Raw genomic sequence first — 25,391 nt, forward strand, 5'->3', positions numbered from 1 at the left:
TTCCTGGACTGGCAGCATCAGCGTGAAAGGTGCGGCTCGCAAGTGACCGCTCCCAACCCAAGCGGACACTGAGAGTTAGAGGGCTGTTGTGGCCTGCCGAAAAACATTCGAGCGCCGCCAGCAGGCAAGCATGCAAACTGTCCTTACGCTGCGCTCGATGAAACGTGACCCTGTGCTCAGTTCGCGGGCAAGAGGATCACGAAGTTCTTTTTCATGTCTTCCAGCACGGTCCATTTGCCCTTGGCGCCCGGTTCGATAATGAACGTGTCGCCAGCGGCCAATGTGGTGGGGGCGCAACCCTCGAGCTCGATGACACAGCGTCCACTCAGGACATGGCAGAACTCCCAAACTTTGTAGTCGATGCGCCACGCTCCGGTACTGGCTTCCCACTCTCCGGAAATACGACCTTGCTGTTCATCGTGATAGTACTTGGACGTCAGCGTATGAGGGGCGCCCTCCACGACCTCTTCAAAAAAGGGAAGGTCGCGCACCGGTTGAATGTCCAGTTCGCGGAACACGGTCAGTTTCTTGTTCATGGTTTTTTCTCGAGCACGTTGTGGTTGGGGCGATACATCAAATAGGCTTCACCGGTTACGCCCAGCATCGGGTGCGGAACGATCTGGCAGGTTTTAACAATTTGAAAACCGTGACGTTCATAGAAACGGCGTGCACCGTGGTTTTCTGCATAATCGATCAGGCATAGCCCATCCAGGCCAGCGTCCTCAGCGCGCTGCTGGGCGTGGCGAAGAAACTGGACGCCCAGCCCCTGGCTGCGCCAGGCCTCATCCAGGGCCAGGCTGGATATGTACAAGGTGTCGGGTATTTCCATGTCGGAATACGGCGCGAGGACCGGGTCTGTCTCGACCTGCCTGTCAGAGGTCTCGCGCAAGGCATAGCTGTGCATCATGCCGATGACGTGCCCTTCGTAAGTGGCCATCAGGCAGTTTTTGTAGGAAAAGTCGCCCTGTTCCCTGGCATAGCGAGACGCACCGACACTCAGCAATGCTTCTCCAGGTGCGGCAAGCTTGCTCCAGATGTAATCGGCCATGCCTTCCGATGTCAGTTGAAAGAAGCGCGCAATATCGTGCGCGTCCGAGGCTTGAGCGGGTCTGAAGTCGATAGGCACGTACGGTGCTCCCATGGGATCGGGTGGTTAGTTTTCAAGGATTACGCCTTAGACAGGGAGGCAGGGTAGGCGGGTTGAGCGGTTCCCATCATGCTCTGGGCGAACACCGTCCGTACCGCGTGCGACTACCGACCGGAAACTACCGGTCAGTAGCGATGAAGTCGCAGCGCGCCACGAGGTTGGTGACGGCGTAGCCGCCCTGCGTAAAGGTGTGCAGGGCGGCACCGGTTTGCCGTGAACCCCTGCGTTCAGGTTCAGAGCACCTTGAACCCATGGGTGCCATCGCGCTCGAGTTGCGCGATCAGACCAAACTCCCAGTCCAGATACCCCTGCATCGCCTCGCGAGGATTGTCCGTACCCTCGTAGGGGCGCCGGTAGCGGTCGCTGCGTGGTACGGCAAGCTGCGTTTCGCCGGTTTCCAGCGGTTTCCCGGCAGCGATCCAGCGCGTGGTGCCGCCTTCGAGCAGGTAAACGGGAGTGCGGGTGAGGGCCTGCAGGTCACGCGCGGCGAAGCGTGCCAGCAGGCTGCTGCCGCACGTCAGTACGTAGCGACTGGCCTGTGGCACCCGTTCCAGGGTTTCGGCCAGTTGCGCGCGAATCGCCCAGTGCGCACCGGGGATATGTCGCTTGACGTAGTTGGCGCTGGTGGTGAAATCCAGCACCACGGTGCCGTCTTCCTGCAGCCAGCCTTGCAACTGTTCGACACCGATCTCATTGGCCTTGGGTAGCTCCGGCAGCGGCGCCTGCCAATCGCCGACGGCGCTGAAATCTGCCGCCGACAGCCCGTCCAGCACCGCCACCTGCCAGCCCATCTGCGCCAGCCACGACGCGCTCATGTTGGCGCGCACGCCATCGTCGTCCACCAGCACGATGCGCGCGCCGCGCACGCTGGCGACGTGGTCGGTTTCCTGCACCAGCTGCCCGCCGGGCACGCTGCGGCTGCCGGGCAGATGGCCTGCAACGTATTCTTCGGGCGTGCGCACATCGAACAGGTAAGTGGTACGGCTGGCGTCGGCCTGCCAGGCATCAAGCCCGGCGCGCTCCAGGCGCAGCACGCCGGCGCGGTCGGCCACAGCACGAGCCTGGCGGGCGGCGTTGGCACGGGTGCCGGCGCTCACCTGGGCGAAGGTCTTGTCCTGGCCGTGAGCCAACTGCTGCCCGGCCAAGGTCCAGCCGATGGTGCCGTTGCGCAGGGCGGCCACCGGGTTGGGGATGCCGGCGTTGACCAGCGACTGGGTGCCGATGATGCTGCGGGTGCGGCCGGCGCAGTTGACGATCACCTGGGTGGCCGGGTTCGGCGCCAGCTCGGCCACCCGCAGCACCAATTCGGCGCCGGGCACGCTGATGCCACCGGGAATGCTCATGGTCTGGTATTCGTCGAAGCGCCGGGCGTCGAGCACCACCACGTCTGCCTTGTCATCGAGCAGCGCCTGCACCTGCTCGGCGGCCAGCGAGGGGGTGTGGCGCACGCTCTCGACCAACTCGCCGAAGGCTTTGCTGGGGACGTTGACGTCACGGAACAGCTCACCGCCTGCCGCGCGCCAGCCGGCCAGGCCGCCGTCGAGCACGGCCACGTCGCTGTAGCCTAGCGCGAGCAGGCGTTGCGCCGCCACGCCGGCCAGGCCTTCGCCATCGTCGTAGACGGTGATGGCGGTGTCACGTCGCGGCACACGGGCGAAGATTTCCAGCTCCAGTTTCGACAGCGCCAAGTTGGCGGCGAACAGCGGGTGCTCCTGGGCGAACGGGTCCTCTTCGCGCACATCGATCAGGGCCAGTTCCTCGCGGGCCAGCAGGGCGCGGCGGATGTCTTGGTAACGGCGGGTGGTGACTGTGCTCATGGGGCAGGGTTCTCTTTGGACAGGTCCCAGATGTTGGGCAGGCGGGTATTGGAATAGCCGGAAATGAACGCTTTTTCGCTGCCGTCCTCGGCGTAGACCGCGCGCTTGACCGCGCCGATGTTGCCGCCGTAGACGTGGATGCTGATCGACACCTGATCACTGAAGGCATTGCTGACCTGGTGAATGTCACCAATGCGCGGCGACACGGCCTCCACCTGACCTGGCGCCAGGCGCACCGGTGCGCCGCTGGGCTGCAGTGCGCCCTGGGCGTCGCGGGTGAAGTTTTGGGAGTATTCGGCGCCGCGCAGCATCCCGATCAGCCCCCACACCCGGTGATCGTGGATGGGTGTGCGCTGCCCTGGCCCCCAGACGAAGCTCACCACCGAAAAGCGTTGGCGCGAGTCGCAGTGCAACAGGTACTGCTGGTAGCGCTGCGGGTCGGGCTGGGCGAGGTCGTCTGGTAGCCAGTCGTCCTGCGCCACCAGGCTGGCCAGAAGGCCCCGGCCGCGATCGAGAAGGGTGGCTTCGTCGGGCTGCTGTTCGAGCAACTCGGCCAGGCTGTCGATGAAGTGGCGCAGGCGCTCCGGGTTATGGCTCATGGTTCAGGCTCGATGTTCAGGTTTCATATCACCCTAGCAAAGCCTGTTTCTATTCTCAAAATGCAAAATAATCATAAGATAATATGCAAATAATGCATTTACAGCAGAGCGTTTCTGCTTTCAAATCGCATTACGCCGAAGGCATGAGGTTATGCCCAAAGCGCATTTCACAGCGGCTTGATTGATCTATAGATTATAAAAATCGATCGAGTAAGACTTAAAAGATATAAAACCGTTGCCACGAGACCGCACCTGCGGATCGGCCCTGACATGCCCCAAGCGGGCATCTGGAGACCCCCGTGCGTTACTTCAAGCAACTGGCCGTCACTGTGCTGGCCACCACCTTCAGCCTTGCCGCCGCCGCCCAGACCTTGGTCGTAGGCGACCAGAGTTACAACGCCCGCGCGGTGATGGAAGCGGCCGGCGTACTCGACAACCTGCCTTATGAGCTGGAGTGGAAGCAGTTCACCGCAGGCTCCCCCGTGGCCGAGGCGCTCAACGTCGGCAGCCTTGACATTGGCCTTCTGGGCGATGCACCGCCCTTGTTTTTGGGCGCCTTGGGCGCGCCGATCAAGGTGATCGCGGTCAGCCGCCAGAACCTCGAAGGGGTGGCGATTCTGGCGCGCAAGGATTCGTCGATACACAGCCTGCAAGACCTGCGTGGCAAGCGCGCGGCGATCTGGAAGGGTTCGTGGAGCCAGCAACTGTTGTTCAGTGCCTTGGACAAGGCCGGCGTACCGCGTGATGCATTGGAGCTGCGTTACCTCAGCGCGCTGGACGCTTCCCACGCCCTGGATGGCGGCTCGGTGGACGTGATCGCCACCTGGGAGCCCTACGTTACCCAGCAAGAACGCCAGGGCGCCCGCGTACTGGCCACTGCCGAAGGCGTGATACCGGCGCAGAGTTTCGTGGTGGCCAACGCCAAAGCGGTGGACGCCAAGCGCACGCAGATCGCCGACTTTCTGCAACGGCTGAAAAAAGCCCGCGACTGGACCCTGAGCGACCCGGCCCACACCGAGGCCTACGCCGACGCCTGGGCCAAGCGCACCCGCGCCGACCGCGACATCGCCCGCGCCTGGTTCGCCCGTGCGCGCACTGACCTTGCGCCGCTGAACCCGCAGGTGATCGTCGACGCGCAGAAAACCGTGGACTTCTTCGCCGGGCTCGGGCTGATCCAGACGTATCCGGCCAGCAGCTTGTTCGATACCTCGTTTGGTGCGGCTATCGAGCAGCCGGCTGTCAGCCAGCACTGAAGCTCTGCGCTGGCTTCTTCGCGGGCAAGCCCGCTCCCATAGGCAAGCGCAGATCCCTGTGGGAGCGGGCTTGCCCGCGAAGGCCTCCCCTTGATTGCAAAGGACTCCCCCCATGACCCAACGCAAAATCAAACTCGGCGCCCTGACCATGGGCTGCGGCGGCCCCGGCCGGCACAACCTGTGGCTGGACCCCGAACTGCCGGCGGACGCCAGCGTCAACATCGACTGGTACATCGACATCGCCCGCCAGGCCGAGGCTGCGCTGTTCGACCTGATGTTCATCGTCGACAGCCAGTTCATCACCCCTGGCTCCCCCTCGCACTACCTCAACCGCCTGGAGCCGCTGACCCTGCTGTCGGCCCTGGCCGTGAGCACCCGCCATATCGGCCTGGTCGGCACCCTCACCACCTCCTACAACGCCCCGTACAACGTCGCCCGCCGGCTCGCTTCGCTGGACCTGATCAGCAAGGGCCGCGCCGGCTGGAACGTGGTCACCAGTGGTGATGCCGGCACCGCCGGCAACTACGGGCTGGACGAACACTACGACTACGACACCCGCTACGCCCGGGCTCAGGAGCATGTGCAAGTGGTACAGGGGCTATGGCACTCCTACGAGGACGACGCCTTCCCCCGTGACCGCGCTAGCGGCCGCTTTCTCGACCCCGCCAAGCTGCATGGGCTGAACCACAAGGGCGAGCACTTTTCGGTGGTGGGGCCGCTGAACATCCAGCGCTCGCCCCAGGGCCAGCCTGTGATCTTCCAGGCCGGCGACTCCGAGCAGGGTCGCGACCTGGGTGCGGCCACCGCCGATGTGGTGTTCACGCATGCCGCCAGCATCGAGCAGGGCCAGGCGTTCTACCGTGACGTCAAGGGCCGCGCGGCACGCCTGGGGCGTGATCCGGAGCAGTTGCTTGTGCTGCCGGGCGCGGAGATCTACGTGGGGGATACTGACGAGCACGCCCGTGAGATCGAACGGCACTATCACCAGGCCGATCACAGCTTCGAGCTGGCGCTCAAGGAGTTCGGGCGCAATTTCGGCTGGCACGACTTCAGCCAGTACGAGCTTGACGCCCCATTCCCGCAAGAGAGCCTGGAGTATGCCCGCAGCAGCTTCTTCACCAATGCCAAGCGCATCGCCGACCAGGCGCGGGACAAAGGCTTTAGCCTGCGCCAGGCGGTGGAATTCGGTCGCCAGTTGCGTCCCGGCGCGTTCGTAGGTTCCGCGCAGACGGTAGCGGCGAAGATGGCCGAATGGTTCGAGGCGCGGGCTTTGGATGGGTTCAACATTTATATAGGGCATCCGGGGCAGTTCCGTCGCTTTACCGAGGAGGTGGTGCCGCTGTTGCAGGAGCGTGGGGTGTATCGCACGGCGTATGAAGGCAGCACCTTGCGCGAGAGCCTGGGGCTGTCGATTCCGCGTTTTAGCCGGTAGATCGCCGGGGCTGCAACGCAGCCCCCCTTTTCAGAAGTTGTATGTCACCCGCCCAAAGTAATACCCCCCGGTAAACCCATACGGCGAGTACACCCCATACCCCTTGACCATGGTCTTGCTGCTCGGTGCCTGGCGCTCGGGGTACACATCGAACAGGTTACGTGCGCCCACCGCCAGCTCCAGGTCCTTGGTCAGCTGGTAGCCCACGTCCAGGTCGGTGATCCAGCGCGCTTTGTACTCGCGGTCCAGCGAGCGATCATTGGCGGCGTTGACCTCGCGCCACGAGCCATAGCGCGTCAGCCCCAGGTTGACCCGGTAGCGGTCCAGCCGCCAGTTGCCGCCCAGGATCAGCTTGGTGTGCGGCTGCACCTTGGTGAGCAGGTTGCGGGCCTGGCGGTCCATCAGCGTGTAGGGGGCGCCGAGAATGTTCACGCTTTGCTTGTAATCGAGGATCTCGGTGTCGTTCCAGTTGAACGCTGCGGTCCACTTCACGGTGCCGGCGCTGCCTAGATCCTGGTCGTAGCTGCCCACCAGGTCCAGGCCCTTGGTGCGGGTGTCGGCGCCGTTGGTGAAGTACTGCCCGCCGGAGGTCGAGTCGATGCCGTTGTCCAGCAATGCCTGAGTGACTTCCGGGCCGAGCAGGGTGCCGGTGAGGGTGATGCGGTCGCGCACGTTGACCAGGTAGGCATCGGCGGTGAAGGCCAGGCGGTCGCTGGGTTGCCAGGTCAGGCCGAGGCTGTAGTTGGTGGATTTTTCAGGTTTGAGCGCTTCGGCTCCTAACGCCTTGGCCGCCGCCGAGTCCACCGGCAGTACGCCGTAGTTGATCGACTGATACACGCCATTGACCACACCATAGGTGGTGGAGCGCGCGCTGAACAGGCTGTTGGCCAGTGATGGTGCACGGAAGCCGTTGCTCACCGTAGCCCGCAGTGCCAGTTCCGGGGTGAACTCGTAGCGGGTGGTGAGCTTGCCGCTGCGGGTGGCGCCGATGCCACGGTCGTAGTGCTCGTAGCGCACCGCTGCGCCCCAGTACCACTGCGGCAACGGGTTGAAGCCCACATCCAGGAAGCCGGCGTAGCTGTTGCGGCTCGCGCTGGTAGCCTCGGCCGGTGAGATGCCGTTGGTCACCTGGGCGCCGGAGGCGGCGCAGTTGCCTGGGGTGGGGCAGTAACCGCCGTCGGCCCAACTGGCCCAGTCGCCGGCTTGCACCTGATACGTGTCGCGGCGCTGTTCAAGGCCCCACGAGAAGTCCAGCGGCTTGCTCAGCCCCACCTCGAAGCTGCGGTGCAGGTCGAGGTTGCTGGTCAGTTGCGAGCTGACCCAGGTGCCGGACTCGAAGTGGTTGGGCGTCGCCTCGCCCAGCGAAGGGTTTTGGTTATTCCAGGTGCCTTGGGCGGCTTCGTTGCGCCCGTAGGTGCTCGACAGGTCCCAGTCCCATTCGCCGGCCAGGCCCTTGGCACCGAACGCTGCCTGGTAGTCGTGCTCTTCGATGTACCAGGTGGGCGTGTAGCCGGACGGGCGCCCATTGGGCCCGGTGGTGATGGTGTTGGCGATGGTCGGCAGACGGAAATTCTGGCCCTGCTCGGCCTTGCGGTACGACCAGGTGCTGAACGAATACAGGGTCAGGTCGTCTTGCAGGGGCAGTTCGGCGTTGTAGCCCAGGGTCAGCAGGTTGATCTTCGGCGTGCCGTAGCCGCCGTAGGTGACCTTGCCGGCGCGGTCCAGCGCTTCGGCCTGGCTGTAGCCGTTGGCACTGGCCTTGTTGTCGTCGTTCTGGCTGCGCGCATCCATCGCCAGCTGCAGGATGCCGTCACGGCCGATCTCGAAACCCTTGTTCAGGCTTTGCTGCACGGTCTGCTTCTTGCCGTCGTAGCCCTGGCCGGCAGTCGTCACAGCGGTACCGCTGGTATCGGCCTTGAGGATCACGTTGATCACCCCGGCGATGGCGTCCGAGCCATACTGCGCGGCGGCGCCGTCGCGCAGCACCTCCACATGGTCGATGGCGCTGATGGGGATCAGGTCCAGGTCGCTGGGCGCAGCACCGGCGTTGATGCCGCTGATGTTCAGGGTGGCGCTGGTGTGGCGGCGCTTGCCGTTGACCAGCACCAGCACCTGGGCGGCATTGAGCCCGCGCAGGTTTGGCGCGCGGGCCATGCCGCTGGCGTCCCAGCCGGTCTTTTCCGGCAGGGTGAGCGAGGGCACGCTGGCGCTCAGGGCTTCCATCAGGCCGGGCTTGCCGGTCTCCTGCAATTGCTTGGCGCTGATCACGTCGATCGGCACGGGGCTTGTGGTGACGGTGCGCTTCTCGGCGCCACGGTTGCCGGTGACGATCACCGTGCCCAGGGCCTGGGCACTGGGTTCATCGGCCAGTGTCGGGGTAGTTTGCAGCCCCGCGGCGAGGGCCATGGGGAGTAACGAGGCAGAGGTAAAGACTTGCTTCATGCACGCAGTTCCTTGTTGGGCGGGGTGGCGCGCTCAGGGCGCCTTGGCCGCGATCGCGTCGATTTCCACCAGCGCGCCCGGCAACGGCAGGGCCACCACCTGCAAGGCGGTGCGGGTCGGGGTGCGGGGTTGATCGGCGGTGGCGAAGAACTCGGTGTAGGCCGCTTGCAGTCCGGCGAAATCGAGGTTGCCGCCATTGGCCGGATCGCCCACCAGGAACACCCGCAACTGGACGATGTCGCCCAGGTCCAGGCCTTGGCTCTGCAAGGCTGCGCGCAGTTTCTTCAGCACCGACCGGGCCTGTGTTTCGGTATTACCCAAGGCCGCGACGCTGCCCTTGGGCGCCTTGGGGTCTGCTACATCTGGCAGGGTGCCGCTGATGAAGGTCAGCTGACTGCCGGCCGGCACCGTGACCAGTTGCGAGATGGGGAAGTTCGAGCCAGGTGGCGCGACGCGCTTGATGCCGTCGGCGTGGGCGTTGAGGGTCAGGGACATGAGCACTCCGGCAAGTAGAAGAAGACGAGGCATGGGTAGAATTCCTGCAGGGTCAGGCGGCAGCGCCGCGGGTGGTCTGGCTGGCGTGTCGGGCGATCAGGCTGACCACGCGGCGGGCGGATTCGGCGGCGCTGTTCTGCCAGATGCCCACCCCGCCATGGGCCAGGGCGTCACTGGCCAGCCAGGTGCGGCCCTGGGGCTGGTTGAGCCGGTCGTAGCCGGGCTGGGCGACTTCGTCGTGGACGATCCACGGCGCCTCGCTGAAGGGGATCTTCGACCAGTTCACCACCACCGGCCGGCCGAGTTTCTGGCTGTGACCGGGGTGCAGCGATTCCACCGCCTGGCGCGACGAGGCAATCTGCGCGGCCAATGGCTTGGCGGCGAACTGCTGGGCCACGCCACCGGTGTTGTAGGTGGCCACCAGCACGCCTTGGGCGCTGTTGAGACGATCACTGGGGTACCACAGGGTGCGCGCCTCGTGGTTGATGTAGCTGAGGCCGCCGTAGATCTGAAAATCCGTTTCCCAGAACCGCGGCGACTGCCAGGCCACCTTGTTGGCCTTGTCGCCTTCGGCGCTGGCGATGGCTTGCTTGAACGGCGCGTCGAAGTTGTTCGGCAACTTGGCCAGCAGCGGCAAGGGCAGGGTGACGATGGCGTAGTCGGCCTGTTCGACGTGCTGCTGGCCGCTCTTGCGATCACGCCACACTACCTTGGCGCCGGTGTCGCCGGTTTCGACCCCGAGCACCTCGGCGCCCAGGCGTACGCTGTCCTGGACCTGGCGGTAGAAGGCCTTGGGGATCTGGTCCATGCCGCCCACTGGCTGGAACATGGTCGAGGAAAACTCGGGGATTTCGTCGAACACCAGCGGCAGTAGCAGGTTGCTGTCCAGCAACTGATCGAGCGGCACGGGTTGGCGCTGGATCGGCGTCTGGTCGCCGGCGCCAGCGAAGCGGGTGTAGCCGGCGCGCACCGAGCCGCGGTACTGCTGTTGGCTGTCGAGGTCACCGTAGACCTTGAGGAAGTCCAGCAGCGCCTTGCGCTGGCCACTGCTGAGTTCGGCATCCAGGCTGTTGCGGCTGACGCTGCGCGCCAGCAGTTCGCTGAAATGCCCACGGGTGTCGTTGACCGCCTGGCGCAGCAGCAGCGGTGGACGGGCAAGGTCGGGTTGGGCCAGGGCGTTGCGGCTGCTGTTGACCAGCACCTGCAACTCTACGCCCAGTTCGCGGCAGTAACCCAGGATGGTCAGGTGATGGCTGGGCAGGCGCGCGGCGCCGGCGTTGAAGAACTGGCCCTGGTCGAACTCCACGCGCTGCGTGGTGCCGTCGTTGTGTTCGATACGGTCGCCCTGGCGCAGGGTCCAGACCCGGCCGCCGACCCGCTCGCGGGCCTCCAGCACGGTCACATTGAAGCCTGCCTTGCGCAGCTCGTAGGCCGACACCAGTCCGGAAATACCGGCGCCGACAATCAGCACGCGCTTGCCGTTGCCACCGTTGGCGGCCAGTTGCAGGGGTTCGAAGGTGGCGGCCAGGGCGTTCTGCCCCAGCGCGCCCAGTGCCGCCGAATAGCCGCCGATGGCGGCGAGGCGGGCGATCAGATCTCTACGGGACAATCCCATGTCGCGGTCTCCGAGAAGTTGGGTTCGGATGTGCGCAACAGGGCAGGCGGACGCAGGCGAGGCCCGACGACGGTTGGCACGAATCCATTTGCCTCCGCCAGGTCGGGGTCGGTTTACAGAACTTAATGATCTTTGCGTGGGTTGGGAAAGGCTTTTTTGTTCTAAGTTAATTATGTAATTTCATGATTATGTTTGTTTTACTAAATGCGTGATTTGTATTTTGTGATGTATTGTTCATTCATTTGGCGGCAACATGAAAAGGCCCCTTCGCGGGGCAAACCCGCTCCCACGATGCACAACGGTCGTGCTTTCGTGGAAGCGGGTTTGCCCCGCGAAGGGGCCGTTGCCGTTATGAAGATCTAAGCCGTACGCGCGCTACGCTCACCTTCCCGCAGCGCAACCAGCGCCTTGATCCGCGGAATCAACGCCTGCCCATACTCCACCGCATCGCGCAACTGATCGAACCCCCGGAACAAGAAGGTACTCACCCCCAGCTCGTAATACGCGTGCGCAGCCTCGGCCACCTGGTCCGGCGTGCCCACCAGCGAGGTGGAGTTGCCCGCACCGCCGCCGAGCGCGGCGATCTCGGTCCACAGCCGGGTGTCGTGCACCTTGCCGGCCAGCTGCACCAGCCGTTCGGAACCCACGTTGCTCTTGCCGAAGTTCTTCTCGCGGCGGTTGCCCTGGCGGATGCCGATACGCTGCTTGGCGTCGGCCAGAATGCGCTCGGCGCGGGCCCAGGCTTCGTCCTCGGTGGCGCCGAGGATCGGGCGCAGCGACAGGCTGAAGCGGATGTGCTTCTCGCGCCCGTAGCGGGCGGCGGCCTTGCGGACCTTGGCAATCCGCTCGCGCACCTGCTCCAGCGGCTCGCCCCACATCATGCACACGTCGGCGTGCTTGGCGGCGACCTCCACGGCGGCGTCGGAGGCGCCGGAGAAGTAGATCGGCAGCTTGCCCACCGGTTTGACCAGGGTCAGGTTGTCTTCCACCCGGTAATGTTCACCCTGGTGGTCGAAGGGTTCGGTGCGGGTCCAGGTGTTGCGCAGCACCTCCAGGTACTCGTCGGTGCGTGCGTAGCGGGCGTCCTTGTCGAGAAAGTCGCCATCGCGCTGCAGGTCGCCGCTGTCGCCGCCGGTGATGACGTTGATCGAGGCGCGGCCACGGCTGAGCTGGTCGAGGGTGGCGAACTGGCGGGCGGCGAAGGTCGGTGCCTGGAAGCCTGGGCGGTGGGCCACCAGCAGGCCGATGCGCTCGGTCAGCGCGGCCACGTAGCTGGCCAGGATCATCGAGTCCGGCGCGCTGGTGTTGACTGCCAGCAGCGCCTTGTCGAAACCGCCGTATTCCTGGGCCTGGGAGAACGCCTTGATGAATTCCAGGTCTACCAGCGGGCCGCGCGGGGCCTGGGATTCGCTGCCTTCCTGGGGGCCGATGAGGCCGACGAATTCGAGAGTCATGGAGCAAAATTCCTTTTCTGGGGGTATGGGCGGGCTGGGGCCGCAAAGCAGCCCTGGCGGTCTCAAGCCACTGCGCTTTGTTCGCGGCGCAAGGTATTGCGGTTGGCCGGCACATCCAGCCCGAAGTTGGCGCGCAGGGTGTCGCCTGCGTACTCGCCGCGTACCAGCCCGCGCGCCTGCAACAGCGGTACCACCAGCTCGGTGAAGTACTGCAGGCCATCGGGCAGCAGCTGGTTGATGATGAAACCGTCGGCGGCGCCGTGCTCGAACCAGTCCTGCAGGGCGTTGGCCACTTGCTCGGGGGTACCGACGAAGTCGCGGCGCGGGCGCGAGAAGCGCAGGGCCAGTTCGCGCAGGGTCAGTTGCTCGTCCTGGGCCAACTGCTTGAGCTGGTCGGCGGTGCCTTTGTGGCTGTTGTCGCCCAGGGTGCCCAGGTCGGGGAAGGGCGCGTCCAGCGCGTGCTGGCTGAAGTCGTAGTCGTTGAACGGGCGGCCCAGGGCGACGATGGCATCCTCGATGCTCACCAGCTCCACGGCCTGCTGGTAGCGGTGTTGCACTTCCTCCTCGTCACGCCCGACGATGGGGCGGATGCCCGGCAGGATAAACAGCTGCTCAGGGTCGCGGCCATGCTTGGCAGCGCGCTGCTTGAGGTCCTGGTAGTAGGCGCGGGCGTCACTGAACGACTCGGGGCTGACGAAGATCGCATCGGCGTTCTGGGCGGCGAAGTTACGTCCGTCCTCGGACACTCCGGCCTGGAAGATCAGCGGCTGGCCCTGGGGCGAGCGCTGGATGTTCAGCGGGCCTTTGACCTTGAAGAACTCGCCCTGGTGGCCGAGGGTGTGCAGTTTGTCCGGGGCGAAAAACTCGCCGGTGTGTTTGTTGCGGGTGAAGGCATCATCCTCCCACGAATCCCACAGGCCCTTGACCACCTCGACGTGCTCGCGGGCGATGCGGTAGCGCACGGCATGCGGCGGGTGCTCGGCCTTACCGAAGTTGTCGGCAGTGCCTGATAACCACGAGGTGACAACGTTCCAGCCGGCGCGCCCGCCGCTGATCTGGTCCAGCGAGGCGAACTGGCGTGCGACCTGGAACGGCTCGGTGTAGCTGACCGTGACCGTGGCCACCAGACCGATGTGCGAGGTGACTGCGGCCAGGGCCGAAAGAATGGTCAACGGCTCGAAGCGGTTGAGGTAGTGGGGGCTGGAGCGGGCGTGGATGTGCAGGCTGTCGGCGATGAAGGCGAAGTCGAATTTGGCGGCCTCGGCCAGCTGCGCCTGCTGCTTGTAGAAGCCGAAGTTGACACTGGCATCGGCCAGCGCCTCGGGGTGTCGCCATTCGCCCCAGCCGTGGCCGACACCGTGGATCATCGCGCCGAGTTTGATTTGTCGCTTGCTCATAGGGAGTCCTTCTGCAATCAGGTGATGGAGGCCTCCGCCGGGTGTGGGGTCGGACTGGTAAAGGGGACGTTAGCGTGGAGGGGAGGGGGTTGTGAAAGGCTTTGTGGTTCTAAGCTAATTATGCATAAGTATTATTTGAGTAATTAAACAATATGCATTGTTTTTTGTTTCCGCCTGATCCTGTCGCAGGCTTCGCCAGCTCCCATAGTGTCCGGTGTGAACCTTGTGGGAGCTTGCGACAGGGCCGTCAGGGCAAATCAGGGGATCCGCCTTTACACCGCCACCGGCAACACACTGCGCGAATGCCCCGGGATCGCCGCAATCAACTCCCGGGTATAGGCACTGGCCGACCGGCTGAACACCTCCAGCGCCGGCCCTTGCTCCACCACCTGCCCGCGCCGCAGCACCAGCACCTGATCGGCCATGCTGGCCACCACCGCCAGATCATGGGACACCAGCACATAGGCGATCCCCAGCTCGCGCTGCAACTCATCGAGCAGCGCGAGGATCTGCGCCTGCACCGACACATCCAGCGCGCTCACCGGCTCGTCCAGCAGCAACACGTGCGGCTCCAGCGCCAGGGCCCGGGCGATCGCCACCCGTTGGCGTTGGCCACCGGACAACTCCCGCGGCAGGCGGTCGAGAAAGTGCACTGGCAACTGCACCCGGGCGATCAATTCACGCGCCTTGCGCTCCAGGGCCTGGCCCTTGAGCACACCAAACGCCACCAGCGGCTCGACGATGCTGTCGAACACCGTGAAGCGCGGATCGAGCGCGGCGAAGGGGTTTTGCTGCACCAGCTGGATACGCCGGCGCAGTGGCCTGAACTGGCGCCAGCTGTAGTGGGTAACGTCCTGGCCTGCAAACTCAACACGGCCCTGGCTGGGCGTCTCCAGCCCCAGGGCGATGCGCAGCGCGGTGCTCTTGCCCGAGCCCGATTCACCGACGATGGCCAGGGTTTGGCCTGCTTTGACCTCCAGGCTCAGGTCGTGCAGGGCAGTGAAGTTGGCGTCCTTGCCCGGCAGCGCAAAGCGCTTGCCGACATTGCTCAGACGCAGCAGCGGCGTTTCTCCCAGGGCCGTGTTCGGCCGCTGGCGCGGCACGAAGGCGGGCGCAGCGGCGAGCAGGTCGCGGGTGTAGGGCTGTGGCGTGCCCCACAGCACCTGACGCGGCGAGGCGTGCTCCACCAACTCGCCGTGCTTCATCACCAGCAGGCGGTCGGCGCGGTCGCAGGCCATACCCAGGTCGTGGGTGATGATCAGCAGCGAGATGCCGCGCTCGGCCACTAGCCGTTGCAGGTGGTCGAGAATGCGCCGTTGCACGGTCACATCCAGCGCGCTGGTGGGCTCGTCTGCGATGATCAGGCGCGGATCGCCGGCCAGGGCGATGGCGATCAGCACCCGCTGGCGCATGCCGCCGGACAGCTCGTGGGGGTATTGGCGGGCGCGCAGGGCCGGGTCGTCCAGGCCCACTTGGATCAGCAGCTCCAGCACATCGGTGTCCAGCCCCGGATAACGCCGGCCGCGGGCCAGCAGCAGGGCTTCGGCGATCTGCCGGCCAATGCGCAGGGTGGGGTTGAGGCTGACCATCGGGTCCTGTGGTACCAGGCCGACGGTACGCCCGCGCAACTGGCGGCGGGCCGGCTCGCTGGCCGTGGCCACATCGACCCCGGCGACCAGCAACTGGCCCTGGTCGATCCGTGCGTTGCCCGGCAGCAGGCCCAGCAGGGCGTTGGCCAGGGTCGACTTGCCCGAGCCAGACTCGCCGACGATGGCCAGGGTTTCGCCCTGGTTCAGGCTGAACGACAGTTGGCGTACGGCTTCGGTACGCTGCCCGGCGAAGTGGTAGCTGACACTGAGGTCGCGGACCTCGATCAACGCAGGCTGGCTCATCGGGCATGCTCCTCGACGCTGCGCGCCAGGTGGTTGAGGCTGAACACCACGGCTACCACGAATAATCCCGGCAACAGGGACACCCACGGGGCGGTGATGAGGAAGTGGCGGCCATTGGCGATCAGTGTGCCCCATTCGGCCGCCGGTGGCGCAGCGCCAAAGCCGAGAAAGCTCAGGCCCGCGGTGGCGAGGATGGCCGCGCCGAAGTCCAGGGTGGCGAGCACCGCCACTGGCCCCCAGGCATTGGGCAGCACATGGCGCAGGAGCGTGCGCGCCCAGCTGGCGCCGCCCAAACGCGCGGCCTCGACATAGGGCAGGGTCTTGATGCGCAGCACCTCGGCGCGGGTGGTGCGGGCAAAGCCGGGGATGATGCCGACGCCCACGGCAATCGCTACCGGCACCGTGCCAAAGCCGATGGCGGTGACGATCGCCAGGGCCAGCAACAGACCGGGCAGGGCCAGCAGCACGTCGATCAGGCGCATCAACGCGGCGTCCACGCGCCCGCCGGCAAAGCCGGCCAGCACGCCCAGGCCCAGGCCGCCGGCCAGGGCGATGGCCACCGCCAGCAGCGCGGCCTGCACGCTCAAGCGCGCGCCGTAGACCACCCGGGTGTACAGGTCGCGGCCCAGCTCGTCGGTGCCGAACCAGTGCACAAGGTTCGGCGCGCTGAGTTTGTCGGCGGGGGAGGTGGCGTAGGGGGCGAAGCTGGTCAGCAGTTGTGGAGCCAGCGCGCTCAGCAGAGCGAACAGCACTACCAGCAAGGCCAGGCTGAAACCGGGGCGGCGCAGCAGCGGGGCCACGGCCTCGTGCAGGCGTTGCCAGCGCGTGCGGCGTTGCCATTGCTGTGCAGCCGTTGAGGGGACTGGATGATAGAGGCGAGTATCGGAAGTCATATCAGCTCACCTTGGCGGTATGGGTGATGCGTGGGTCGAGGTACGGGTACAGCAGATCGACAATCAGGTTCACCACCACGAAGGCCGCCGCCGACACCGCGACGATGGCCAGCACCACCGGAATGTCCTGGCGTAGCACGGCTTCCTGGGCCAGGCGGCCGACGCCGTTGCGCGAGAAGATGGTCTCCACCAGCACCGCACCGGACACCGTGTTGCCCACCTGCAGGCCAACCAGCGTGAGCAGAGGCAGCGCCGCGTTGCGCAAACCATGCCGGGCCTGCACCTGCGCCCGGCTCAGGCCCTTGGCGAAGGCGGTGGCGATGTACGGCTCCTGCCACACGCCTTGGAAGCCTCGTTGCAGCACCTGGGCGTACACCGCAGCGCTGGGAATGGCCAGTGTCACGGCTGGCAGCACCAGGCTGGCAAAGCCCTGGCTGCCGGTGGCCGGGAACCAGCCCAGACCAAAGGCGAACACCTGGATCAGCAGCAGCCCCATCCAGAACACCGGCACCGAAAAGCCCAGCGACGGCAGGCGGGTCAGCGCGGTCTTGAGCGGGCGCCATTGCAGGTAGGCGGTCAGGTAGGCAAGGCCCACGCCACCCAGCAACGACAGCACGATCGCCAGGCCGGCCAGCGACAGGGTCTGCGGCAGGCGCTCGGCCAGCAGCGCGGTGACCGGCCGGCCCAGCGAAAGTGACTGGCCCAGGTCGCCGTGCACGGCGCGCCAGAGCAGGTCGAAATACTGCTCGAACAGACCCTTGTCCAACCCGTAGTAGGCGCGGGCCTTGGCCAGGTCTTCGGGCGACAGGCCGTCGGCTTCCATGCCGGAGGCGCTGAGCATGATTGCCAGGGTGTCGCCCGGCAGCAGGTAGAGGATGAAATAGCTGATGGTGTAGGCACCCCACAGCACCAGCAGCGCCTGGCCGATGCGGCCGATCAGGTAGCGCTTCATGGCTGGCCGACCTGGATGTCACTGAGGAAGGCGAAGCCTTCGGCGGTCCAGCGGAAGTCCTTGACCCGTGGCGCGGTGGCCGCCTGCCAGACCCGTTCGTACAGCGGGAAGGCTGCCGCCTCGTCCACCAGCAGGTCCTGCAACTGGCCGTAGGCGGCGGCACGCTGCGGGTCGGCGGTGGCGGTGATGCCGCTGTCGAACAGCGCCTGGACCTTGGGCAGGGTGTGCGGCTCGTAGCTGTTGGTGGCCAGCGTTGCGCTGTTGGCGGCGCGCGGGTCGAGGATGGTCTGCAGGATGATCGGGTCGGCGCGGGTCATGTAGGTGGACGTCAGGTCGTAGTTGCCGGAAGTGTTGCCGGCCACCCACTCGGCGCGGGTCAGCACATTGAGCTTGAGGTCGATGCCTACTTTGCGCAGTTGGTCCTGCACCAGCACATCGCCTGCGCTTTCGGCGGGGGTGAGGTTGTAGCGCAGGGTCAGGCGCTGGCCGTTCTTCTGCCGGTAGCCGTCCTCGCCCTTGTGCCAGCCGGCGGCTTCGAGCAGTTGCTCGGCGCCCTTGGGGTCGTAGGCCAGCTTGTCGGCCTGGGCCTTGAAGTACGGCGTGGTCACGTCGTACACCCCGCTGACCACCGGGAACTCGGCGTTGTACACGGTGTGCGCGTAGCTGGTGCGGTCGATGGCTTTCTGCAGGGCAAGACGCACCTGGCGGTCGCCCAGCAGGCGGTTGTTGCGGGTATTGGGGTAGAGGTTGAGCGCAGGCCCCGGCAGCGACCGGCTCTGGATGGTCGCGCCCTTGGACTGGAACAGCTTGAGGTCGACCTCCGAGAACGGGTTGCGCGGCCACAGGATGTCGGCTTTGCCTTGCAGGAACAGGCCGTTGCGCACGCTTTCTTCGGGAATGTAGCTGACCTCGACGGTGTCCAGGTGGGCAGCGCCCTGGTTGCGCACGTTGGCCGAAGCCCAGGCGTAGTCCGCGCGTTTGACCAGCTTGGCGCCGACTTCCGGCGTGTAGTGTTCGAGCACGAACGGGCCGGTGCCGATGATCTTGCCCAGCGAGCGCTCCTGGGCGGTCAGCTTGTACGAGGCCGGGGCGAGGATCGCCAGGTTGGTGGTCGAGGTGGCTTGCAGGAAGCCTGCATTGGGCTTGGACAGCACCAGGCGCACGGTGAAGTCGTCAATCACTTCGGCGTGATCGTAACCGGCCAGGTAGGTGGCGCCGAAGGTGGCGGGGAGTTGCGTGGCGAAGGCCTTGTTGCTGTCGAAGGCTGTCTTCACGGCGTGTGCGTCGAAGCGCTCGCCGTTGCTGAACGTGACGTCCTGGCGCAGGTGGAAGGTGTAGCTCAGTGCATCGCTGCCGATCTCCCAGCTTTTGGCCAGCCACGGGATGATGCGTCCGGTGTCCGGGTCCTGGTCGGTGAGCGACTCGGCGACGTTGCGCAGCAGCACGCGGTGTTCCAGCCAGTAGACCTGGAACGGGTCGACGCTGACCAGGGTGGTGTTGTCGCCCCAGAAGGCGATGTTGAGGGTCTTGCTGGCGGCGGTGTTGTCGGCGGGGGAGCAGCCGGACAAGACCAGGGCCAGGGAACTGATGGCGAAAAGGCGGTGCAGTGAGGGCATGGGGTGATCCTTGATCAAGATGGAGTTCGCCAGTACCGGCCCTTTCGCGGGCTTGCCCGCGAAAGGGCCGGTACTGGCAGCAGATGCCTTCAGTCAGTCCTGATAGTCCCGCCCCTCCCGATCCAGCTGGCGAATCAGCGCATCCCAATGCCGCTGGATCCCCTCACCCTGGCCGTCGGAAAACCGCTTGGACTGCTCATGCACCTTGGCAATCGCCGCCGGCGCCGCATGCAGCAGCTGATCATTGCCCCCAGCCTGGGCCGCCACCTGGATATTGCACGCCCGCTCCAGCCCGTGCAGCTCGCGGAAGGCATGCTCCACGCTGACACCGCCCGTGAGCAGCCCGTGGTTGCGCAGAATCAGGATGTTGCTCGCGCCCAGGTTGGCCACCAACCGCTCTTGCTCGTCCAGGTCCAGCGCCACGCCTTCGTAGTCGTGGTACACCACGCGGCTGTAGTAGGCCAGGGCGTGCTGGGAGATCGGCAGCAGGCCATCGCGCTGGGCCGACACCGCCGCGCCGTCGCGGGTGTGGGTGTGCAGTACCGCCTTGAGGTCGGGGCGGGCACGGTGGATGGCGCTGTGGATCACGTAGCCGGCCTGGTTGATGCCCAGCCCCAGCGGGTCGTCGATGATCGTGCCGTCGACATCCACCTTGACCAGGTTGGAGGCGGTGATTTCATCGAACAGCAAGCCGAAGGCGTTGATCAGAAAATGCTCCTCCGGCCCCGGTACGCGGGCCGAGAAGTGCGTGTAGATATGGTCAGTCCAGCGAAACAGCGCGGCCAGGCGGTAGGCGGCGGCCAGCTTGACGCGTACTTCCCATTCCTCGGCGCTGACCCGTTGGCGAACGCTCTGGGCGGTATTGCTGGTGACGGCAGACAGTGAAGTCATGGTGTGTTCTCCGGTGGTCAGTAGCCGCGCGCGGTATCGACCAGGTTGGCCAGGGGCGCCTGCTCGCGGTAGCGGTGGAAGTTGGCGATGAAGGCGTCGAGGAAGGCCGGGTAACCGTCCTCGGAAATAGCCGAGGTGTGGGGTGACAGGAACACCCGTGGGTGGTGGTACAGCGCATGGCCCGCCGGCAGCGGCTCGGGCTCGGTGACATCGAGACTGGCGCGGGCGATCAGGCCGCTGTCCAGCGCGTCGAGCAGCGCCTCCTGATCGAGCAAGCCGCCCCGGGCGATGTTGATCAGGTGCAACCCGGGGCGGGCATGGGCCAGCACCTGGCGGTCGATCAGCCCGCGGGTGGCGGGGGTCAGCGGGGCGGCCAGCACCAGGTGGTCGCTGCCAGCGAACAGCTCACGCAGATCGGCGGCACGCTCCACGCCGGGAATCTCGGCGATGGGTTGGCCGGGGCGGCTCAGGGCCAGCACTCGCAGGCCGAGGGCCTGCGCCTTGCGCGCCAGGCTCTGGCCGATGCTGCCAAAGCCGAGAATGCCCAGGGTGCGGCCACGTACCGGGGCCAGTGGGGTCAGGCGCCAGTCGGCGTCCTTGACCCACAGCTCCGGCAGTTGCTTGGCGGCGGCGAACACCAGGGCCAGGGCGAACTCGGCCACGTGCTCGGCGTTGGCGCCCTTGCCGCTGGTGACCGGCGGGCCCTGGAACACCCAGTCGGGGTAGAAGTCGATGCCTGAGGACACCAGTTGTACCCACTTCAGGTTCCACGGCCAGCCCGGCGGCGGGGTGTCGACCCGCTGTCCGCGGATGTTCACCGGGCGCAGAATGAAAACATCGGCGGGTACATCGACGTGTAACTGGCCGAAGGGGATATCGATTACCTCATGGTCCACCAGTCGCTCGCGCAAGACTTGGTTGGCCTGGGTGTCCAACTGGCTGGCGATGATCGAACGGCTCATGCTGCGACCTCCGTCAGCGCGTTGCGGCCGACCTGGCCGAACACCACATCGTCCTGGGGCGTGTGAATGCGGCTGCACAGCACGTCGCGGTAATGCCGCTCCAGTGGGTTGCGCCGCGACAGCCCTGGGTTGCCGGCGGCCTCGATGGCCAGCTCGACGGCCTGGATGGCGTTGGCGCTGACCAGGTGCTTGATCTGCCCGGCATGACTTGGGGCGATGTGCCCGGCAGCGGCCGAATCGAGCAGGCTCTGATTGGCGAACAGCAGGGTGTCGATACGCCCGAGCACGTCCTGGAAGCGCGGTAGGCTGGCCAGTGGCGCGCCGAGGTTGGACGGCGTGCGCTCGTTGAGAAAGCGCGCCAGCCAGTCCCGCGCGGCGCGGGCCACGCCGTCGTACACCGCCGGCAGCAGCACGGCCATCCACAGCAGCCCCTCGCCATCAAGTTCGGCGCGCGGTGCGCTGGCGGGACTGACACTGACGGCGTGGTCGAGGGGGATCAGGACGTCGTCGAAACGCACTTCGTGGCTGCACGTGGCGCGCATGCCCAGGTGGTCCCAGTCGTCGATGATGCGGATGCCGGGGGTATCGCGGTGGACCAGAAAACCACCGACCAGCGGGTCGCTGTCATCGCTGCGGCCCCACACCAGGTACCAGCTCAGGCCATGGCTGCCGGTGGAGTAGATCTTGCGCCCGCTCAGGCGCCAGCCTTCGGCGGTGCGCCTTGCCACGGTGGCCGGCAGCCCGCCACGGGCCGGGGTACCCAGCTCGGGCTCGACACGCAGGGCATTGATCAGGGCTCCGTGGCGCACGGCGTCGTCGGCCACGCGCTGGCGCAGGTGGGCGGGCCAGCGGGTGTCGTCTTGCAGGCGAAAGTGTTGCAGGTACTGCATCACCAGGATCAGCGCGGTGGCCGGGTCACCCTTGCCGACCGCGCCGATCACCCGGCGCGCGGTGGCCAGGTCCGCGCCGCCGCCGCCGAGGGCGCGGGGCACGGTGAGGCCCAGCAGGCCGTGGCGCTGGAGCAGGTCGAAGTTGTCTTTGGGAAACTGCGCGCTGCGATCGTAGCGCTCGGCGTTGGCCGCTAGGGCCTCGGTGAGTTCGGCCAGGGCGCTGTCGGAAGGGTGACTCATGGGGGTTCATCCCTGAATGACGGTGTGTGACTAAGACCGTATTCGTATGAATGAGCTCTGTAAAAGTCTTTTTTGTTCTATGCTAATTATCAGTTTATGGAATTTATATTTTTACTAATTATGCGTAATTTGCATTTAGAGGGGCGTGGCGGGCTTCCCCGCGATGGCGATGTCAGCGTTGTACCGCTATCGCGGGGCAAGGCGTCACGCTTTCACCCTAACAACCGATGTCCCGCCACCTCACCAAACAGCTCCACCGGCTCCTGCAAGTTCCCCAGATAGCGCGGATGGAACAGCCACAGATCCACCTGCGGCTTGAAGTCGCTCACATTCAGGACCTCCAGGGCATCGCGGTGCCGGCTGGCCATCAGCAAGGGCTCGGGCACCAACCCCAGGCCTTGTCCGTTGGCCACCAGCCCCAGTTGCAGCTCGGTGCCGAAGGTCTCCAGGTTGATCGACAGGCTCAGTCCCTGTTCGCTCAGCGCTCGCTGCAAGCCTGCGCGGAAACCGCAGCCATCGGGGTTGAGCACCCAGCCACGGGTGTAGCAGTCGCGCAACTTGTAGTTGCGTTTGCCGGCGCTGCCCTTGGCAGCCACCACCTTGAGCGGCATGCGCGCGATAGACTGGCTGGCGATGCCCTCGGGGAAGATCTTGCCCGGCGGGAACAGCGCGGCAGCGGCGTCCAGCTCGCCGTTTTCCATGCGCGCGATCAGGCTGCTGCCCCAGCCGCTGCTGACCTGGGTGCGCAGTTGCGGGTAGGCCTCGCGGATCTGCGCCAGAGCGTCGAGCAGCACCACATCGCCCAGGGTTTGCGGCACGCCCAGGCGCAGGGTGCCGGAGGGGGCGCCGTCGTTGGCCACCAACTCGCGCAGTGAATCGATCTCGCGCAGGATCGCCTTGCACTGCTCGTACACCCGCAGGCCCATGGGGGTTGGCTTGAGCGGCTTGGTGTTGCGGTCGAGCAGGGTCGCGCCGAGGTCTTCCTCGAAGTTCTGCACCCGGCGGGTGATGGCCGGTTGGGTGAGTTGCAGGGCCTCGGCGGCGAGGTTGGTCGATTGGCAACGAATGACCGCCACGAAGGCGTCCATGTCATCGATTTTCATGTTCGGTGCTCACGCAAGAGAACGGAAAAAATAAGGTATTAGCATAATCCTGGTTCTATGTAATGCCATATATTCTTGCAGGAGAGCACCCAGCCCCGCTGGGCTGAGCTATCGCGCAGAGAACTGATTTCGCCATCGCGCCGCGTACCCTTGGGGAGCGGTTTTAGCCGCGAAGCAGACAACGCGGTGTATGGCACCGGCTACGCCGGTGTTCGCGGCTAAAGCCGCTTCTGCAGGTTTTCTGTAAATTTGCATATTAGGTTATTCCTAAAATCACTTTTTGTAATTAAGCACTTCTCGCTACAGTCGCAGCTCCCGGGCCGCAAGACGCCGCCCGCCACGACACCGAGGAGCGCCATGTCCATTCGTTCGAAGTTGCTGACCCTTGCCGCCGCTGCGCTGCTGGCCAGCCAGGCTGCCGCCAGCGAGCGCCTGACCCTGCGTATCGGCGACCAGAAAGGCAATATGCGCGCCCAACTGGAGGCCGCCGACGCCCTGCGCGATTTGCCCTATGACATTCACTGGGCTGAGTTTCCCGCCGCCGCACCGCTGGCCGAGGCGCTCAATGCCGGCGCCATCGACGCCGGCATCATCGGCGATGCGCCGCTGTTGTTCGTGCTGGCCTCGGGGGCGCCGGTCAAGGCCATCGCGGTGGACAAATCCGACCCCTATGGCACCGCGCTGCTGGTGCGCCCGGACGCTCAACTGCACAGCGCCGCCGACCTCAAGGGCAAGCGCATCGCCACCGGTCGCGGTTCGATCGGGCATCACCTGGCGCTCAAGGCGCTGGATCAGGTCGGCTTGAGCGAAAAGGACGTGGAGTTTCGCTTTCTTGGCCCGGTGGACGCCAAGATCGCCCTGGCCAACGGTTCGGTGGACGCCTGGTCGACCTGGGAGCCCTACACCGCGCTGGCCGAACTGAGCGGGCAGGGCAGGGTACTGGTGAACGGCCGCGGCCTATCCAGCGGCAACAGCTTCCTCGCCGCCACCGACAAGGCCCTGGACGAACCTGCCCGACGCGCTGCGCTGCAGGACTACCTCAACCGTCTGGCCGGCGCCCAGGTGTGGGCCAACCAGCACCTGGACACCTACGCCAAGAACCTGGCCGCGATCATCGGCTTCCCCGAGGACGCCGCGCGCCTGCAATTCGAGCGACGCCAGTTGCGCTGGCAGGTGATTGACCCACGCACCGTGGCCGAACAACAGGAAACCGCCGACTTCTACCAGGCCCACGGCCTGATGAACCAACGCCTTGATGTGGCGCCGACCTTCGCCACCGGCTTTACCGTGCCGACCAACGCCAAGCTGGCCGCACAACCCTGACCCGGAGACCCGCCCCATGACCTTCAAACCCCTGCGCCGTGTGGCCCTGGTGCTGCTGGCCAGCGCCTTGCTGCCGAGCTTTGCCAGTGCCGAGCAGACCCTGCGCATCGGCTACCAGAAATCCTCGACCCTGCTGACCCTGCTCAAGGCCCGCGGCACCCTCGAACAACGCCTGCAAGCCGAGGGCATCCGCATTAGCTGGCACGAATTCCCCAGCGGCCTGCCGCTGCTGGAGGCACTGAACCTGGGTAATGTCGACCTGTCGGCGGACGTCGCAGATACCGTGCCGGTGTTCACCCAGGCCGCCGGCGCCAAGCTTACCTACTTTGCCCGGGAAACCCCTTCACCCACGGCCCAGGCGATCCTGGTGCCGGCAGACTCACCGCTCAAGACCCTGGCCGGCCTCAAGGGCAAGCGCGTTGCGGTGACCAAGGCCGCAGGCAGCCACTACCTGCTGATCCAGGCCCTGGCCAAGGCCGGGCTGACCTTCAAGGACATCACCCCGGCCTACCTGATTCCCGCCGACGGCCGAGCCGCCTTCGAGAACCACAAGGTCGATGCCTGGGTGACCTGGGACCCGTACGTGGCCAGTGCCCAGCGCCAGCAGAACGCGCGTATCCTGGCCGATGGCAGCGAGCTGGCCAGCTACCAGCGGTACTACCTGGCCGGGAGCGACTATGCCAAGACCCATCCCGAGGTGCTGCAGCAGGTGTACCTGGCTCTGCGCGAGGCAGGTGCCTGGACCAAGGCCAATCCGGCGGAGGCTGCGCGTATTCTCGGCCCATTGTGGGGCAACCTGGACAGCGCCACGGTGCAGCAGGCCAACGCGCGGCGCAGTTATGACGTGCAGCCGGTAAAGCTGGACAACCTGGCTGAGCAGCAGCGTATCGCCGATGCGTTCTATCGCGAGGGGCTGCTGCCAAAGGCGGTGGATGCCAGCTCGGTGAGCCTTTATGAGCCGGCACAGGACTAGCCATT

Annotated in this window: 21 protein-coding genes; 4 read left to right on the forward strand and 17 right to left on the reverse strand. The window is 65.6% G+C overall.

Annotation, left to right across the window (positions count from 1 at the left end; translation table 11 throughout):
• Nucleotides 1-176: 176 nt before the first annotated feature.
• From PM2_RS04105 to PM2_RS04120, 4 genes are all read right to left on the reverse strand, one after another.
• On the reverse strand, nucleotides 177-536 hold the full coding sequence (locus PM2_RS04105; protein ID WP_028698715.1) for a cupin domain-containing protein: 360 nt from the start codon (nucleotides 534-536) through the stop codon (nucleotides 177-179).
• Nucleotides 533-1,141: a GNAT family N-acetyltransferase gene (locus PM2_RS04110; protein ID WP_028698716.1), complete on the reverse strand. Its 609-nt coding sequence runs from the start codon at nucleotides 1,139-1,141 to the stop codon at nucleotides 533-535. The genes PM2_RS04105 and PM2_RS04110 overlap by 4 nt, the downstream gene beginning before the upstream one ends.
• A gap of 239 nt (nucleotides 1,142-1,380) precedes the next feature.
• The gene (locus PM2_RS04115; RefSeq protein ID WP_027609021.1) at nucleotides 1,381-2,964 is read right to left on the reverse strand and encodes a rhodanese-related sulfurtransferase; all 1,584 of its coding nucleotides are present in this window, start codon (nucleotides 2,962-2,964) and stop codon (nucleotides 1,381-1,383) included.
• Nucleotides 2,961-3,563 carry a cysteine dioxygenase family protein gene (locus PM2_RS04120; RefSeq protein WP_016714270.1) on the reverse strand — a complete coding sequence of 201 codons (603 nt, stop codon included), beginning with the start codon at nucleotides 3,561-3,563 and terminating at the stop codon, nucleotides 2,961-2,963. The genes PM2_RS04115 and PM2_RS04120 overlap by 4 nt, the downstream gene beginning before the upstream one ends.
• Before the next feature lie 299 nt (nucleotides 3,564-3,862).
• Between PM2_RS04120 and PM2_RS04125 the strand changes: the two genes are divergently transcribed.
• Both PM2_RS04125 and PM2_RS04130 read left to right on the forward strand, forming a co-directional pair.
• On the forward strand, nucleotides 3,863-4,816 hold the full coding sequence (locus tag PM2_RS04125) for an ABC transporter substrate-binding protein (RefSeq protein WP_025753153.1): 954 nt from the start codon (nucleotides 3,863-3,865) through the stop codon (nucleotides 4,814-4,816).
• A gap of 112 nt (nucleotides 4,817-4,928) precedes the next feature.
• Entirely contained in the window at nucleotides 4,929-6,248 is a 1,320-nt protein-coding gene (locus tag PM2_RS04130) for an LLM class flavin-dependent oxidoreductase (protein WP_016714268.1), read from the forward strand.
• Nucleotides 6,249-6,278: 30 nt separating this feature from the next.
• On the opposite strand, the gene PM2_RS04135 is transcribed toward PM2_RS04130, so the two are convergent.
• The 13 genes from PM2_RS04135 to PM2_RS04195 all read right to left on the reverse strand — a co-directional run bounded on the left by PM2_RS04135 (nucleotide 6,279) and on the right by PM2_RS04195 (nucleotide 23,090).
• Complete coding sequence (locus PM2_RS04135) at nucleotides 6,279-8,690, reverse strand: TonB-dependent receptor plug domain-containing protein (protein ID WP_016714267.1); 2,412 nt, start codon at nucleotides 8,688-8,690, stop codon at nucleotides 6,279-6,281.
• A gap of 33 nt (nucleotides 8,691-8,723) precedes the next feature.
• Complete coding sequence (locus PM2_RS04140; protein WP_026020330.1) at nucleotides 8,724-9,218, reverse strand: RidA family protein; 495 nt, start codon at nucleotides 9,216-9,218, stop codon at nucleotides 8,724-8,726.
• 19 nt (nucleotides 9,219-9,237) lie between these two features.
• Entirely contained in the window at nucleotides 9,238-10,800 is a 1,563-nt protein-coding gene (locus tag PM2_RS04145) for an NAD(P)/FAD-dependent oxidoreductase (protein ID WP_016714265.1), read from the reverse strand.
• Nucleotides 10,801-11,159: 359 nt separating this feature from the next.
• A complete protein-coding gene (locus tag PM2_RS04150; protein ID WP_028698717.1) occupies nucleotides 11,160-12,254 on the reverse strand; it encodes an LLM class flavin-dependent oxidoreductase in 1,095 nt (364 codons plus the stop codon).
• A 62-nt stretch (nucleotides 12,255-12,316) separates the two neighbouring features.
• On the reverse strand, nucleotides 12,317-13,651 hold the full coding sequence (locus tag PM2_RS04155) for an LLM class flavin-dependent oxidoreductase (RefSeq protein ID WP_028698718.1): 1,335 nt from the start codon (nucleotides 13,649-13,651) through the stop codon (nucleotides 12,317-12,319).
• A gap of 272 nt (nucleotides 13,652-13,923) precedes the next feature.
• Nucleotides 13,924-15,543: a dipeptide ABC transporter ATP-binding protein gene (locus PM2_RS04160; RefSeq protein WP_028698719.1), complete on the reverse strand. Its 1,620-nt coding sequence runs from the start codon at nucleotides 15,541-15,543 to the stop codon at nucleotides 13,924-13,926.
• Complete coding sequence (locus PM2_RS04165) at nucleotides 15,540-16,436, reverse strand: ABC transporter permease (protein ID WP_028698720.1); 897 nt, start codon at nucleotides 16,434-16,436, stop codon at nucleotides 15,540-15,542. The genes PM2_RS04160 and PM2_RS04165 overlap by 4 nt, the downstream gene beginning before the upstream one ends.
• 1 nt (nucleotide 16,437) lies before the next feature.
• The gene (locus PM2_RS04170) at nucleotides 16,438-17,388 is read right to left on the reverse strand and encodes an ABC transporter permease (RefSeq protein WP_019098635.1); all 951 of its coding nucleotides are present in this window, start codon (nucleotides 17,386-17,388) and stop codon (nucleotides 16,438-16,440) included.
• The gene (locus PM2_RS04175; protein WP_028698721.1) at nucleotides 17,385-19,004 is read right to left on the reverse strand and encodes an ABC transporter substrate-binding protein; all 1,620 of its coding nucleotides are present in this window, start codon (nucleotides 19,002-19,004) and stop codon (nucleotides 17,385-17,387) included. Before PM2_RS04175 ends, PM2_RS04170 begins: the two co-directional genes overlap by 4 nt.
• A gap of 93 nt (nucleotides 19,005-19,097) precedes the next feature.
• Nucleotides 19,098-19,895, reverse strand: coding sequence for a class II aldolase/adducin family protein (locus PM2_RS04180; RefSeq protein ID WP_019098633.1), 798 nt, complete (start codon nucleotides 19,893-19,895; stop codon nucleotides 19,098-19,100).
• A 17-nt stretch (nucleotides 19,896-19,912) separates the two neighbouring features.
• Nucleotides 19,913-20,857 carry a D-isomer specific 2-hydroxyacid dehydrogenase family protein gene (locus tag PM2_RS04185; protein ID WP_016714257.1) on the reverse strand — a complete coding sequence of 315 codons (945 nt, stop codon included), beginning with the start codon at nucleotides 20,855-20,857 and terminating at the stop codon, nucleotides 19,913-19,915.
• Nucleotides 20,854-21,987, reverse strand: a complete 1,134-nt coding sequence (locus PM2_RS04190) for an acyl-CoA dehydrogenase family protein (RefSeq protein WP_027609014.1) — start codon at nucleotides 21,985-21,987, stop codon at nucleotides 20,854-20,856. The genes PM2_RS04185 and PM2_RS04190 overlap by 4 nt, the downstream gene beginning before the upstream one ends.
• A gap of 212 nt (nucleotides 21,988-22,199) precedes the next feature.
• Nucleotides 22,200-23,090, reverse strand: a complete 891-nt coding sequence (locus PM2_RS04195) for a LysR family transcriptional regulator (protein WP_019097126.1) — start codon at nucleotides 23,088-23,090, stop codon at nucleotides 22,200-22,202.
• Nucleotides 23,091-23,447: 357 nt separating this feature from the next.
• Between PM2_RS04195 and PM2_RS04200 the strand changes: the two genes are divergently transcribed.
• Together PM2_RS04200 and PM2_RS04205 are read left to right on the forward strand one after the other, a co-directional pair.
• Nucleotides 23,448-24,413 (forward strand): ABC transporter substrate-binding protein, encoded by a 966-nt coding sequence (locus PM2_RS04200; protein ID WP_016714254.1) that lies wholly within the window; start codon nucleotides 23,448-23,450, stop codon nucleotides 24,411-24,413.
• Nucleotides 24,414-24,429: 16 nt separating this feature from the next.
• Nucleotides 24,430-25,386: an aliphatic sulfonate ABC transporter substrate-binding protein gene (locus PM2_RS04205; RefSeq protein WP_016714253.1), complete on the forward strand. Its 957-nt coding sequence runs from the start codon at nucleotides 24,430-24,432 to the stop codon at nucleotides 25,384-25,386.
• The last annotated feature ends 5 nt before the right edge of the window (nucleotides 25,387-25,391 follow it).

This window comes from Pseudomonas monteilii NBRC 103158 = DSM 14164 (genome assembly GCF_000730605.1).
Lineage (GTDB): Bacteria > Pseudomonadota > Gammaproteobacteria > Pseudomonadales > Pseudomonadaceae > Aquipseudomonas > Aquipseudomonas monteilii.